At 63.0% G+C, this 14,000-nt stretch carries 13 protein-coding genes; 9 read left to right on the forward strand and 4 right to left on the reverse strand.

Annotation, left to right across the window (positions count from 1 at the left end; genetic code table 11):
- The first annotated feature begins 261 nt into the window (after nt 1-261).
- Complete coding sequence (locus SH412_RS06330) at nt 262-1,755, forward strand: hypothetical protein (RefSeq protein ID WP_336522668.1); 1,494 nt, start codon at nt 262-264, stop codon at nt 1,753-1,755.
- A gap of 244 nt (nt 1,756-1,999) precedes the next feature.
- Nucleotides 2,000-2,338 (forward strand): hypothetical protein, encoded by a 339-nt coding sequence (locus SH412_RS06335; protein WP_336522669.1) that lies wholly within the window; start codon nt 2,000-2,002, stop codon nt 2,336-2,338.
- Nucleotides 2,339-2,462: 124 nt separating this feature from the next.
- Here the strand turns inward: SH412_RS06335 and SH412_RS06340 are convergent, their stop codons facing one another.
- Together SH412_RS06340 and SH412_RS06345 are read right to left on the reverse strand one after the other, a co-directional pair.
- Nucleotides 2,463-2,816 carry a type II toxin-antitoxin system RelE/ParE family toxin gene (locus SH412_RS06340; protein ID WP_336522670.1) on the reverse strand — a complete coding sequence of 118 codons (354 nt, stop codon included), beginning with the start codon at nt 2,814-2,816 and terminating at the stop codon, nt 2,463-2,465.
- A gap of 20 nt (nt 2,817-2,836) precedes the next feature.
- Nucleotides 2,837-3,088: a ribbon-helix-helix domain-containing protein gene (locus SH412_RS06345; RefSeq protein ID WP_336522671.1), complete on the reverse strand. Its 252-nt coding sequence runs from the start codon at nt 3,086-3,088 to the stop codon at nt 2,837-2,839.
- A gap of 262 nt (nt 3,089-3,350) precedes the next feature.
- Between SH412_RS06345 and SH412_RS06350 the strand changes: the two genes are divergently transcribed.
- The gene (locus SH412_RS06350; protein WP_336522672.1) at nt 3,351-4,451 is read left to right on the forward strand and encodes a twin-arginine translocation signal domain-containing protein; all 1,101 of its coding nucleotides are present in this window, start codon (nt 3,351-3,353) and stop codon (nt 4,449-4,451) included.
- A 235-nt stretch (nt 4,452-4,686) separates the two neighbouring features.
- Here SH412_RS06350 and rpsR read toward each other — a convergent pair whose 3' ends face one another.
- The gene (gene rpsR / locus SH412_RS06355) at nt 4,687-4,971 is read right to left on the reverse strand and encodes a 30S ribosomal protein S18 (protein ID WP_336522673.1); all 285 of its coding nucleotides are present in this window, start codon (nt 4,969-4,971) and stop codon (nt 4,687-4,689) included.
- 415 nt (nt 4,972-5,386) lie between these two features.
- On the opposite strand from rpsR, the gene SH412_RS06360 reads away from it, so the two are divergent.
- Nucleotides 5,387-6,688 (forward strand): IS4 family transposase, encoded by a 1,302-nt coding sequence (locus SH412_RS06360; RefSeq protein WP_419555789.1) that lies wholly within the window; start codon nt 5,387-5,389, stop codon nt 6,686-6,688.
- A gap of 56 nt (nt 6,689-6,744) precedes the next feature.
- On the opposite strand, the gene SH412_RS06365 is transcribed toward SH412_RS06360, so the two are convergent.
- Complete coding sequence (locus tag SH412_RS06365) at nt 6,745-6,942, reverse strand: hypothetical protein (protein WP_336522675.1); 198 nt, start codon at nt 6,940-6,942, stop codon at nt 6,745-6,747.
- A 376-nt stretch (nt 6,943-7,318) separates the two neighbouring features.
- On the opposite strand from SH412_RS06365, the gene SH412_RS06370 reads away from it, so the two are divergent.
- The 5 genes from SH412_RS06370 (at nt 7,319) to SH412_RS06390 (ending at nt 13,999) form a co-directional block, all read left to right on the forward strand.
- Complete coding sequence (locus tag SH412_RS06370) at nt 7,319-8,104, forward strand: HAD family hydrolase (RefSeq protein WP_336522676.1); 786 nt, start codon at nt 7,319-7,321, stop codon at nt 8,102-8,104.
- Between the two features lie 53 nt (nt 8,105-8,157).
- Entirely contained in the window at nt 8,158-9,747 is a 1,590-nt protein-coding gene (gene zwf, locus SH412_RS06375; RefSeq protein ID WP_336522677.1) for a glucose-6-phosphate dehydrogenase, read from the forward strand.
- 225 nt (nt 9,748-9,972) lie between these two features.
- Entirely contained in the window at nt 9,973-11,082 is a 1,110-nt protein-coding gene (gene dnaN, locus SH412_RS06380) for a DNA polymerase III subunit beta (protein ID WP_336522678.1), read from the forward strand.
- Between the two features lie 2 nt (nt 11,083-11,084).
- Entirely contained in the window at nt 11,085-11,417 is a 333-nt protein-coding gene (locus SH412_RS06385) for a DUF721 domain-containing protein (protein ID WP_336522679.1), read from the forward strand.
- 80 nt (nt 11,418-11,497) lie between these two features.
- Nucleotides 11,498-13,999 carry a DNA gyrase subunit B gene (locus SH412_RS06390; protein WP_336522680.1) on the forward strand — a complete coding sequence of 834 codons (2,502 nt, stop codon included), beginning with the start codon at nt 11,498-11,500 and terminating at the stop codon, nt 13,997-13,999.
- Nucleotide 14,000 lies beyond the last annotated feature (1 nt).

The following is a 14,000-nucleotide window of genomic DNA, read 5'->3' on the forward strand; positions in this document are numbered from 1 at the left end:
ACGGAAGCGCCAGATGACTGGCAACGCTCAACACTGGCCGGACAATCGTCACCATCGGCACAGCTTTCCCAGTCTCTTGAGTCGACAACCCTTTTCGACGTAAGTCTCAAGGATTCGTCAGTCTTTCCAACAGTCAAATTCAATGCGTTCCGCCGAGGTGGACGCTCTAGATCTTCGGGTCTAGAGTGAGTTGAGGCCGTCACTGCTGTCCGGCCTGCCCTCGTCACGGAGGTGCTCCGTCCACAAAGGGACTTGTTCACGATGAAGGTGACTCAGTTTCTGGACCACCACGGGCTCAGCCAGAACCCGTTTAACCAGGAAGACGCCCAGACCGATCCCCTCTTCAAGCAGTTCTGCGCCCGTGAAACGTTTCACCCCGCGTGGGATAAAATCTGCGGAGAGCCAGGCGACCCCGCCACCTCGGTCGTCTTCGGCGAAAAAGGGAGCGGCAAGACCGCCCTCCGCCTGCAGATGATTGATCGCATCGCCAGCCACAATCGCGACCACGCGGAGCAGCGGGTCTACGTCATCGAATACGATGACTTCAACCCGTTCCTCGACGCGTTCCACCAGCGGATGTCGGTCATCAACCGCAGCCCCCACCGCACGCTGGCCCGCTGGCGGCTGTGGGACCACATGGACGCCATCCTGTCGCTGGCGATCACCCAGCTCGGCGACGACCTCCTCGACGAGCAGACTTCCGATGTCGGCCCCTTCGAAATTCATGCCGAGAAACTCGCCGCGCTGACGCACTCCCAGAAGCGCGACTTCCTCATGCTGACGGCCTTCTACGACCGGAGTCTGGGCCTGGCGCCGCAGCAGCGCTGGGACCGGCTGCGCCGGAAGCTGCGCTACGCCAATCTGCGAAGCTGGTGGGAGCTGGCCGTGGGGGCCGTCGTCACGCCGATTCTGTTTGGGATCATGGCTCAGGCCGGGAGCCTGAATCAGTTCGGCCGGCTCTGGCCCTGGCTGATCCTGCTCGTCGCCTGGGGGCCGTGGCTCTGGAAGCAACTGCATCTGACCTGGAAGGCGTGGTGGGTCGCGCGGGCCGTCCGCGTCCTCGACCGGCCGCTGAATGCGCTCCGCGGAATGCTGTCGTCCTTCGACGGCCGCGATCTGATCAGCCAGCCGTTCCCCAGCCGGGACCGGAGCGACGACCGCTACGAGCTGATCGGCAAGCTGCAGAGCATCCTCCGGACGCTGGGCTTCCCGACGATCACGATCGTGGTCGACCGGGTTGACGAGCCGCACCTGGTCAACGGCAACCCGGAGCGGATGCGGGAGCTCCTCTGGCCGATGTTTGACAACAAGTTCCTCAAGCACGCCGGTCTGGGCTTCAAGCTGCTGCTCCCGTCGGAAGTCAGCCTGTACCTCGACCGCGAGGACAAGGAGTTCTACGAGCGCTCCCGGCTCGACAAGCAGAACCTGATCCGCTCGCTCGAATGGACCGGCGAATCGCTCTACGACCTGGCCAACGACCGCATCCGAGCCAGTTCCCGCGAACGGAGCTCGGCGGAGTCCCTCAAGGGCTGGTTCGAAGAGAGCGTCAGCGAAGTCGAACTGATCGGCACGCTGGGCCGGTTGCGGGTGCCGCGCCACCTCTTCAAGTTCCTGCACCGGCTGCTGGTCGACCACTGCCACCGCTACACGGACGAAAACCCGCGCTGGACGATCGGCCGGGAAACGCTGCAGTCGACGCTGGCAGTGTATCTGCGCGATCTCGATGCGTACGACAGAGGGCTGGGGACGGGCTGAGGTGCAGTGAACCGGCGAATGAGGGGCGTGTCCGACAGGAGCGTGTCAATTTCGCGATCGACCGTCTGTCCCGAAGGCCCTCGCGCGGAGCAGTCCCCACATGTGCTTCGTACTCTATCTCGGTGCCGAAAGCAGGCCTCCGCTGAGTCATTGGGAGGCGCAGGATCGTCGAGTTTACGTCGAGGTTCTCACTCCAGAAACCGAGACCGTCAATTCCCACTTCACACAACCAGAAGTCGTCTACGTGGGATCAAGCCTGGGTTGCGGCTGCGGATTTCGCAGCGTTTCGTTTCAGGACGGCGAGTGGCCGGAACAATTCCTGGTTGATTCGGGCGACCGTGAACCACCAGACGACCATCCGAGCAACCATCGGGAACTGTTCGATCTCGTGATGGGTTTGCTCGACCGCGGAGTCCGCATCGTTGAACTCTACGGCTGCTGGTCCGGAGACGAACAGGAGCAGACCGAGCAACTGGAGGAGATTCCCCCGTCGAAACTCCTGGACGACAAGTTCTGGTTTCGGGAGCGCGTGCTCTACCGAATCAGCGGCTTCCATCAACGCAGCGGCTATCAGTTACAGTGAACTCGTCCGATGGTCAGTTGAACTCGCGATCATGGGACGGGCTGATCGGCGGCTTCTCGCAGAATCAGCGGCGACCCCGTCGTGATTCGAAGCAGAATTGCAACTCGAAGGTCAGAGTCCCCGGTCAGCGATTTAACTTGCTGCGAAGGATCTGTGCCTCAACAATCAGGCGAGGCTCAAGTTCCGCCAGCCGTGCGGGGAGGTCCATGCTGGTGTGGAAAATGGTCAGGACCACGACTTTCCGCTCATGGTAGTCGCAGACCAGAACGTGCTTCCTGACGCGGTAGAAATAGAGGCCGGGAGCGAAATCCGGTTCGAGCGATAGGATCTCCGGGTTCTCGATGAAGCGGTCGAAGGCCGCCGCAATGTCGTCGAGGTACTGATTTGCCGTCGTCCGCCCCCATTTCTCGACCGAATATCGCTCGATTTCGCGGAGGTCGACCAGCGTCCGCTCCGTGAGTTCGACGGACGCATTCACGACGGTCTTCTTACGCGGATTCAATCGGCGGCTTTCTTCTTCAGGAGCTGGCGAAGATTTCCCCGATAGGGAACGGTCCGACCGGCAATCGCGTCCTGGTATCCCTCAAGAATTGCATCCCGAATCCCGGCCGCTTCAAGACGTTCCTTCTTGTCGCGGAGCACGTCGCGCACGAACTCGCTCGGTGTCGCATACAGCGTGCCTTCCCCGGATTGCTGGTCGATGAACGCTCGCAGTTCGTCGGTCAGAGACAAATTCAGTGTGGAGCTCAACAACCGGCCCTCCCGCTCGAAGATAGTCGATGTACACCACCGTATCGCGACCATTGATTCCTGTCAATATTTGCCATTGACGCTCGTTGTCGGTCATGCAACCGTCACCGGTAAAGTTGTCGACAACGCACTCGTCGTCAGCTTCGGAGGCCGCACACGGCCACAAGAGTGATTGTCGAACAACCTCTGGCATTCCGGCTCACACGCCGACAGGATAGAGCGAAATCTTCGCCATCCATTCTGTTCCCGGGAGTCCGCCCTCATGTCTGACCAGTACCTGTTCCCCATCCGCCAGACCCGCCGCGACTTCCTGAAGGCTGCGGCCGTCGGTGCGGCGGCCTTCGGCGGAGTCTCTTCAACGAGCTCGCTGCTGGGGGCCGAGAGCGACGCCAAGCCCGTCGTCATCGGCGAAGGGAAGCACCGCTACACGCTCGATCCTGCCTGGGGCACGCTGCCGGAAGGGATGAAGTACGGCCTCGGTTGCGCCCTGGTCGTCGATTCCCAGGACCGGATCTACGTCACCTCCCGCTCGGCCAGCCCCTGCGTGGCGATCTTCGACCGGGATGGCAAGCTGCTGGAAACCTGGAGCAAGGAGTTCGCCGCAGGCGTCGGCTTCGACGATCCCCAGCAGGTCGTCGCCACCGCCCACGGGCTGTACTGGAGCAAGGAACCGGAAGGCGAGTTCCTTTACTGGACCGAGAACATTGCCGGCGGCAAGGATGGCCCGAAGATCGGCGCCCGCGTCTACAAGACCGATCTCAAGGGGAAGGTGCTCTATACGCTGGGGAACGTCGCCAGCGAGTCGGACACGTCCCAGAAGTTCAACTTCACCAATCCGACCGACGTCGCCGTGGCTCCCAACGGGGACATTTATGTCGTCGATGGCTACGGCAGCCAGCTCGTCCACCGATTCGACAAGAACTTCAAGCTGATCCGCACGATGGGCGGACGCGGCAAGGAACACGGCAAGTTCAACACCTGTCACGGCGTCTGGATCAGCACGATCAAAGGCGAACCGGAAGTCCTGATCGCCGACCGCGCCAACGGCCGGATCGAAGTCTACTCGCTCGACCTGGACTACCAGCGGACAATCGAAGGGCTGCGGCTGCCATGCTGCTTCTACCAGTACGACGGCTTGATCTATGTCCCGGAACTGGGCTCGCGGGTCAGCATTCTCGACGCCCAGGACCACTTCGTCGCCCAGCTCGGCGACGGCGCCGGCATCGACAAAGCGAAGATTCAGGAGCATCCGGATCGGTTCGCCACGCCCCACGCCCTGACGGTCGATTCGCACGGCGATCTGTACGTCATCGAGTGGCTGCCGTTCGGCCGGCCGCGCAAGTTCCGGCACACGCCCGCGTGATGCCGGAAATTCGGAATTCAAAGCACGAGATCCGAAACAAAGGAAGAAAGCTCGAAGCGGACAGAACGGGCTCTTGCGACGCACATTCTGAATTTTGACCGTTTCGAGTTAGTTTCGGATTTCGAGTTTCGAATTTCATGCTTCACTCCGGCCGGATAACGACAAAGCCCCGCGGAACTGCTGAAAGTTCCGCGGGGCTCGTTTGTCTTCGGCGGTCGGCGAAAGCCGCGTCCGCTTAATCCTCGGCGACGTACGGCAGCAGGCCGACGAAGCGGGCCCGCAGGATCGCCTCGCGGACCGCGCGCTGGTACTTGGCGCAGCTTCCAGTCTTCCGGCGGGAAAGCATGTTTCCTTCGCGGTCGATCATCGTGCGGAGGGTCTTCAAGTCCTTGTAGTCCACGAAGACGGGACGGGGGGACTTGTCGCAGCCATTCGGACAGAAGCGGCAACGCAGCTTCTTCTTCAGACGGGCGCGCTTCTTGCGAAGCTTTTTGATCTCGGTCTTGGTGTACGTACCCATGTTTCTCCACCTCGGGGGCGAACTGTCCCGCGTTGAGACAGCCCCGTTTCCCAGGCCAGGCGCACCCGGTCAGGAAACGCAGGAGGCAGCCGCAGGTCCCGCTGAAGAGGTCCGCGGTCCGTCCGCCGACACCACTCCCCAGCTCGCTCCACGGCAAGTCGGACGAAGTATGGCGGTTTATGAAGCGAAGTTCAAGGGATGCGGAAAGCTCAAAACGGAGAGCGGAAGGGCACGGAAAGGCGTCGCAAACGCGATCAAGAATAATGACTTGCAGCCGATTTTCAGCCTCCTGAGAGACCAGTCAAGCAGAATCGTGCCGCTGATTCAAATGCCAGGCTCCGCCCAATCTCGTTCGGCACGCTTTTTGCGCAGGCCGATTGAGATTGTAGTCTTTCTCCCTGCGGAGGGAGTGGCGATGGCGGAGAAGGGGCTGACGGAGGAGGAGCGGCGGGAGCTGATTGGTCCTTTGGCCGGGACCGTCCTGCTGCGGCGCATCTTTCCGCTGCTGCAACGATTGGCTCCCTGCGGGACAGAACGCGACACCGCTCGCAACCGGCAGCTGTTCTACAGCCAGTATGCCGCGCTCCTCCTGATCGGCTTCTTCAACCCCGTTCTCAAGTCCGCCCGGGCGCTCGTCGCAGCCTCGGGACTGAAAAAGGTCCAACAGCTCGCCGGCGGGCAAAAGGTCTCGGCCGGGGCCTTCTCCGAGGCCTCGTCCGTCTTCGATCCCTCGCTCCTGGAAGGACTCGTTCACGAACTCCGCCGCCAGTTCGCCCGGCATCAGTTCCGCGTGAGCCGCAGCGGTCGGCTGGGACGCCTTCCCAACCCGATCGTCGAACGTCTCGTCGCCGTCGACGGGACCGTGCTGTCGGCCTTGCCGCAGATCGCCGCCCGGCTGGGACGCGGTTCTCAAGGCCAGTGGCGGCTGCACACCCAGCTTCGCATTCACGACCAGGGGGTCGTGGCCTCGACCCTCACCGAGGAGCCGGCCAAAGGGCCGCACTCCGAGCGCGCCGTCACGCTCCAGCAGATCCAGGCCCGCGAACCGCAACCCGCCGGTGCGCCGGGAGACCTTTATATTCTGGACCGGGGCTATCGCTCGGCCGTGGTGTTCAACGAACTGGTCGAAGCCCGCTGCGACTACGTCTGCCGGCTCAATCGCGGGGACGGTCGCGTGGTCGAGGGACCGGTCAACGACGCGAACGGTCATGCGGTTCAACTCCCCGCGCTCACCGAAGCCGATCGCGCCGCGGGGGTCGTGGCGGATGAACTGATCGCGCTGGGCGGCGGCAGCGGAGCCAGTCCCGCAAGAACCAATCACGTCGTGCGGCGGATCACCGTCGAGCCAGTGCCCGGTCGACCGAGTTCGGCAAGGCAGGGGCGGCTTCGCAGCGACCAGACCGGGCGGGAAGGCCTGATCCTGGCCACGACGCTGCTGGATCTCCCGGCCGAACAGGTGGTGCTAATCTATGAATGCCGGTGGCAGATCGAGCTGTTCTTCCGGTTTCTGAAGCAGGTGCTGGGCTGCCAGCAACTGCTCTCGGCGAAGACGCGGGGCGTGGAGATCCAGCTCTACTGTTCGCTGCTCGCCGGGCTGCTCCTGGCCCTGGCGACGGGAGGCAACCTGTCGCGTCGAGCGTATGAAATGGTCTGTCTCTACATGACCGGCTGGGCCGACGACGAAGAACTCCTCGCCGCCTTCCCCCAGCCGCCATAGATTATGCAAGCACCGTGCCGAACGAGATTGGGCTCCGCCTGGGCTGCGCGAAATCGTCAATTGTTGGCGGTCCCGGTTGATCCGGCTTTTGTTCCTGGAAGGACGGGGAGGGCCTGGCGGCGCTGGGCGGTCAGCGACTTGTCCAGGTGGCGGTCGACCCACGCGAGCAGACCTTGGCGGCCTGGGCGGCATTCGCGGCGGTTTGGACCGCGCTCTATCGGCTCCTGCGGAGCCATGCCGACCGAGCGGATCATGCTGGCGGTTTCGTCCTCCCCGGCACGGCGGCCGCCTGCCTGGCCGGCTGAAGGGAAGGCGATTTGCCCAACACGCAGCGAGGTGTCCGTGCAATCAGCCGAAAGGTCTGTCTCAAGCAGGCCTGACAATTCATTCAAGCCAACGCCGCTTCGCTGCGCGGCTCAATTTAAGCGTACGGTCATTTCCCATCCGCCGAAGTGCCGAGAATTCGTCGCAGATCAACTTCCCAGCTCCTCACCCCAGCAACAAAAACGTCAATTGCCATCGCCCCGCCCTCTCCGCTCCCGTCGAACGGCTCTCATAAGTGCTTTTGTGAAATGCACTTGCGAGAGCCGTTCTGCGTGCTTGAGCCGTTGTCCTGTTTCGGATCTGCCGTTGGCCGATCCACTCGCCCATCGCCGCGAAATCCGCTACCATTTCGCCAGTTTCCGATTTCTGGAAATCCTCGGACAACCAGTCCGCCGACTTCGCGACGAAAGCAGGATCAACATGGCGGAGCCGTGGGGCGTCATCTTCGACATGGATGGCGTCCTCGTCGATTCCTTCCAGGCCCATTTCGAGAGCTGGCAGTCGCTGGCCAATGAGGTCGGCGTCGTCTATTCCGTAGAGGCCTTTCACCGCACCTTCGGACGGACGGGACGCGAGATCATTCATGAGGAATGGGGGCGGACGGATTGGCCCCTCGATCATGTCGACCGGCTCGTGCACCGCAAAGAAGTGCTGTATCGCGAGCTTGTGGAACGCGAATTCCCCGCGATGGACGGCGCCGCAGAGCTGATCGAAAACCTCGCCGCCGCGGGGTGCCGCATCGCCATCGGCTCGTCCGGACCACGCGAGAACGTCGAACTGGCCATCGATCGGCTCGCCGTCGGAACGCATCTCGCCGCATGGGTCACCGGCCATGACGTGACCCGCGGCAAACCCGATCCCGAAGTCTTTCTCAAGGCCGCGGAGCGGATGACGCTGTCGCCGGACCGCTGTATCGTCATCGAAGACTCCCCGCCCGGAATTGAAGCCGCTCGTCGAGCGGAGATGGCCTGCGTCGGCGTCATCAGTACGGGGCATACTCCGGCGGACGCCGCTGGAGCGACCCTGGCCGTCAGAAGCCTGCGAGAATTGAACCCGGAAAACCTATCGAGCCTGCTGACCGCTCGCAGGTGACTCGTTGCCGGCGCTCGAAGCAGACGCCGCGGTCCGACACGAAGGAAACTGTCATGAGCTCCGATCAACCCAGCGTTGTGACCGCGCCCCAGGCGATTCCGCAGGCCGCGACAGGACACGTTCCTGCCGGGGACGCCACGATCATGATCTTCGGAGCCTCCGGAGATCTGACCGCCCGCAAGCTCATGCCCGCCCTGTTCGACCTGTGGTACGAAGGCTATCTGTCGGATGCGTCGCCCATTATCGGCGTGGCCCGCCGACCGAAGTCCGACGAAGAATTTCGCAACGAGATCTTCGCCGACGTGAACGGCAACGTCCGGGCCGGGCAGATCTCGCCGGAGCGCTGGTCGCAGTTCGCCAGCCGCCTCCACTATCTGCAGCTCGACATTGCCAACCCCTCCGACTACGCGCCGCTGGTCAATGGCCTGGTCCCGATCGAGCAGGCCGCCGGTACGCAGGGGAAACGGGTCGTCTACCTCGCCACGGCCCCGGATCTGTTTCTGTCCGCCGTGGAAGGTCTGAGCCAGTCGGGGCTGGTCCCCGGCCGTGAATCGGCCGACTGGCTCCGCGTGGTCTTCGAGAAGCCCTTCGGCCACGACCTGGCCTCCGCGCAGGAACTGAGCACCCAGCTCCGCCGCTTCCTGCGCGAAGATCAGATCTACCGCATCGACCATTACCTCGGCAAAGAAACGGTTCAGAACATCCTGCTGTTCCGGTTCGGAAACTCGATCTTCGAGCCCCTCTTCAACCGCAATCACATCGATCACGTGCAGATCACCGTCGCCGAGTCCCAGGGGATGGAGCGGGGGCGGGGCGGTTACTACGACCACTCCGGCGCCCTGCGCGACGTGCTGCAGAATCACGTCCTGCAGCTCCTTTGCCTGATCGCCATGGAACCCCCGGCGCTCTTCGGCGCGCGAGATCTCCACGACGAAAAGCTGAAGGTCCTCAAAGCCCTGTCCGGCGGAAACCGCGGCGACGTCGCGTCCTGGGTCATCCCCGGCCAATACTCCGCGGGAGTCGTCGACGGAAAGCCCGCCGCCAGCTACCTGTCCGAAGAACGCATCCCCCCCGACAGCCGCACCGAAACCTACGTGGCCATGAAAGTCCAGGTCGACAACTGGCGCTGGGCCGGCGTGCCGTTCTATCTCCGCACCGGCAAGCGGATGCCGTCCCGCGTTTCCGAGATCGCCATCCAGTTCAAGCTGCCGCCGCTGAACCTCTTCAGCACCGTCGAATGCGAGGGGGACATCTGCGATCTGGTCGGCGCCCGACCCAACCGGCTCGTATTCCGCATCCAGCCCAGCGAATCCATCAAGCTGTCGTTCTCGACCAAGCGACCCGGCATGAACTACCAGATCCATCCCGTCACGATGGACTTCAACTACGACGCAACCTTCAAGCAGGCCCTGCCCGAAGCCTACGAACGACTCCTGCTCGACGTGCTCCGCGGCGACTCCACCCTCTTCCTCCGCACCGACGAGCTCGAAGCCGCCTGGCAATTTGTGACCCCCGTCCTCGAGTACTGGAGCCGCCACCAGACGGTCCCCGAACCCTACCGCGCCGGCTCGTGGGGTCCCCGTTCGGCCGACGACCTCCTCCTCCGCGACTCCCGCAACTGGCGGACCCCCAGCAGTACCTGAACACGCCCGCCTTCGACCCGAACACCCGCCGCGCCACAAGCTGGCCCGGCGTTTCGATTTCTGAACAGTTTCCGGGTCCGGCAAACTCTGCGGAAAAGAGTGGTCGTAGAGTGACCCGGACGCCCAAAATCCGTTATACTGCCGCCTTCCGCGAACCCGACGGAGTCAGGGGGGTCTGATACCGGCGCGCGGACTCCTTTCTGGAAGCGAAAGTACCGACCAGCCATGCAGTTACAATGCCAGCGTGGATCGTTGACGTCGGCGTTTCAGGCGGTCAGCGGCGTGGTCCCCAGTCGGACCACGAAAGACATTCTCAAAAACGTCAAGCTGCAGGTCGGTCGCGGACAGGCGATGCTCGTCGGCACCGACTCCGAAATCAGCATGCGCGTTGAAGTGGCAGGCGTCGAAACCGAATCGCTCGGCGAAACTCTCCTGCCCACCGCCCGCGTCCTGTCCATCCTCCGCGAACTGAGCGACGACACCGTCCGTCTGGAAATCACCGGCGACGCCGTCTGGATTCGCTGCGGGTACAGCGAGTTCCGCCTTTCCGCCGAAGATCCCGCCGACTTTCCGCCCGTGGCGGGTTTTGAAGACGAAGATTTCTTCGTCGTTCCCGCCGCGATTCTGCGGCAGATGATCCGCAGGACCATTTTTGCCACCGACGTCGAAAGCACCCGCTACGCACTCGGCGGCGTGCTGATGGAACTCTCCTCCGAACGAATCACCCTCGCAGCCACCGACAGTCGCCGGCTGGCCCTGATGCACGGCGTCTGCTCTGCGAACGGTTCGCCGCAGGTCGCCGCAACGGCCCCGGTCGTCCCCTCCAAGGCCATGACGCTCGTCGAACGCTGCCTCGGAGACGCCGAGCAGGACGTGCAGATCGCGGTCCACCCGAACGACATCGCCTTCCGCTGCGGCGGGACGGTCATCTCCAGCCAGCTCGTCCAGGGACGCTTCCCGGACTATCGCAAGGTGCTCCCGACCACCTTCAACTCCACCGTCGAACTGGTCGCCTCCCCCTTCTACTCCGCAGTCCGCCAGTCGCAGATCGTGACCAACGAAGAAAGCCGGGGGGTCGATTTCACCTTCTCGAAAGGCGTTCTCCGACTCAGCAGCCAGGCGGCCGACGTCGGCCAGTCCAAGATCGAACTGCCGATTTCCTACGACGACGCCGACCTGACCATCACGTTCGATCCCCGGTATATCTCGGACTTTCTTCGCGTCCTCGACGGCGGGACGTCGGTCAAGTTTCAGCTCATCGATCACGAGAGTGCCGCGGTCCTCGCGACCGACGACGGCTACTCCTACGTCATCATGCCCCTTTCGCGAGACTAGTGATGGCTCAGGCCGGTTCTGTGTCCGCGGGCGGATCGCGGGATCCGCAACCGCTGTCGATGGCGCTGGCGGAGCTGATTGCCCTTCGCGGATTCGCCCGCAAGCAGGGGCACGACGACCTGCAACGGGCCTGGGAAGCCGTGGCGGAACCGGAATGGGCTTCCCTGGCGAAGCCGCTCAAAATTCAGAAAGGGGTGCTGCACGTGTCCGTCGGCAGCGCTGCCCTTCTCAGCCAGCTCGCTTCCTTTCATGCCGCCGATCTGGCCGGAAAGCTCCAGGCTCAGTATCCGCGGCTGCAGATTCGCAGTTTGAAATTCCAGTTGGCTGGTCGCTGATCCAGGGAACCGGCGACGCGACCGCCTGATTGAATCTCCGCGAGAACCCTCCGCGGACCTTTGTGACAGGAGCCTCGATTTTGTCAGAGACGACCGAAACTCCCGGCAGTGAACCCGTTGTCCCCGGCAGCGATTACAGCGAAAAGGATCTCCGCGTCCTCGAAGGGATCGACGGCATCCGCCATCGTCCCGCCATGTACATCGGCGATACCGGGACGCTCGGGCTGCACCACCTCGTCTACGAACTGATCGATAACTCGATCGACGAATGCGTCGCCGGCTACGCTAAACAGATCTCGGTCAAGATCCACGCCGACGGCAGCGTCACCGTCCAGGACGACGGTCGCGGCATCCCTGTCGGCGTCATGCCCGACAAGGGCAACAAGTCTGCCCTGGAAGTGGTCTTCACCAATATTCACGCCGGCGGAAAATTCGACCGCGAAGGGGGCTACAAGCTCGGCACCGGCGGCCTGCACGGCGTCGGCATCAAGGCGGTCAACGCCCTCGCCGAATGGCTCGAAGCCGAAGTCCGCCGCGAAGGCCACGTCTGGAGCATGGACTTCGTGCGCGGCAAGGTCGTCTCGGACCTGAAAAAGCTCGGCAAGAGCGACGCCACCGGTACGAAAATCACCTTCAAGGCCGACCCGGAGATCTTCTCCGACACGAAATACGTCTACGAGACGCTGGCCAAACGCGCCCAGGAACTCGCCTTCCTGAGTGCAGGCGTCCGCATCGCCATCGAAGACGAACGCAGCGGCCAGAAGGACGATTTCTACTATCCCGACGGGATCGTCGAGTTCGTCAAGTACCTCAACCGGACTGAGTCCGCACTCTACGAACCGATCATCCGCATCACGGGCGAGCTGGAGGGGGTCTTCGTCGACATCGCTGTCCAGCACAACGACGGTTTTTCGGAGAACGTCCGCTCGTTCGCCAACAACGTCAACAACGCCGGCGGCGGCACGCACCTGTCGGGGTTCCGCGCTGCCCTGACGCGGACCGTCAACGCCTACGGCAAACGGGAAAAGATCTTCGACGAGAACATCGCCCCCGGCGGCGACGACTTCCGCGAAGGGCTCGTCGCCGTGATCACCGTCCGCGTTCCCGACCCGCAGTTCGAAGGCCAGACCAAGTTCAAGCTCGGCAACAGCGAAGTCGAAGGGATCGTCAACAGCGTCGCGGGCGAAGCGCTGAACAAGTTCTTCGAAGAGAAGCCCGCCATCGCCAAGAAGATCTGCCAGAAGGGCGCAATGGCCGCCGAGGCCCGCGAAGCCGCCCGCAAGTCCCGCGAAATGGTCCGCCGCAAGGGAGCGCTGACCTCCGGCGGACTCCCCGAAAAACTCCGCGACTGCCGCAGCCGGGAACTCGACATCACCGAAGTCTTTCTGGTGGAAGGCGATTCGGCCGGCGGCTCCGCCGACAGCGGCCGGGATTCGAACACGCAGGCGATTCTGCCCCTCCGCGGCAAGATTCTGAACGTCGAAAAGGCTCAGCTCGTCAAGATTCTCGACAACGCCGAAATCTCCAACATCTTCAAAGCTATCGGCATCCCCCCGATGGCCGAACTCGAAGACATCACCAAGCGGCGGTACGGCAAGATCATCCTGATGACCGACGCCGACATCGACGGCAGCCACATCCGCACCCTGCTGCTGACGTTCCTCTTCCGCCACATGCGGGCCCTGGTCGAGCACGGCTGCGTCTACATCGCCCAGCCCCCCCTCTACAAAGTGGTCCAGCGCAGCAAGACCCGTTACGTGCAGACGCACGAAAGCATGATGGCGGAACTGATCGAACTCGGACTCAACGGCAGCACCGTTATCTGCCAGGATGGCGACGAGCTCACCGGTGACGTTCTCCGGACCATCGTCAAGCTGATGACCCGGCTGGAAGAGCCGATGGAAGTCCTCGAACGGCGCGGCATCACCCTCCGGCACATGTCCGCCCGGATTCCCGAGGGGAGCACCCAGCTTCCGCAGTACCGCGTCTTCCTGGGCCGGGCTGAGCACTGGTTCTTCACCAAAAGCGAAGTCGAGCAGTTCATCCAGGCCGAAGAAGCCCGCCGCGGACACGAACTCGACGTCGCAGCCGCCAACGCGGCCGCGCAGCCCCCCGTCGAGGGGGCCGAAGTCGCAACCCCCGCCGAGAGCCTGCTGCAGGTGGTCGATCTCTACGAAATCCGCTCGATCAACGACGTCCTGCGCGATCTGAAGGGCTACGGCATCGGACTGGCCGATCTCTACCCGCCCGGCGCCAAAGACGGCGAAACGGTCTATCCGTTCCGCATCGTTCAGGAGGACCACACGGTCAAGCTCACCAGCTTCCGCGAGCTGCTGATTCAGCTCCGCGCCCTCGGCGAACGGGGCATGAAAGTCACCCGCTTCAAAGGTCTCGGCGAAATGGACGCCGAGGAACTGTGGGACACCAGCATGCACCCCCAGCAGCGGACCCTGCTGCAGGTGACGATGGAAGACGCCTCGGCGGCCGACGAAATGTTCCGCGTCCTGATGGGCGACCAGGTCGAACCCCGCCGGGAGTTTATCGAGAAACACGCGCTCGACGTCAAAGATCTGGACGTCTGAC

This window comes from Planctellipticum variicoloris (assembly GCF_030622045.1).
Classification (GTDB): Bacteria; Planctomycetota; Planctomycetia; order Planctomycetales; family Planctomycetaceae; genus Planctellipticum; species Planctellipticum variicoloris.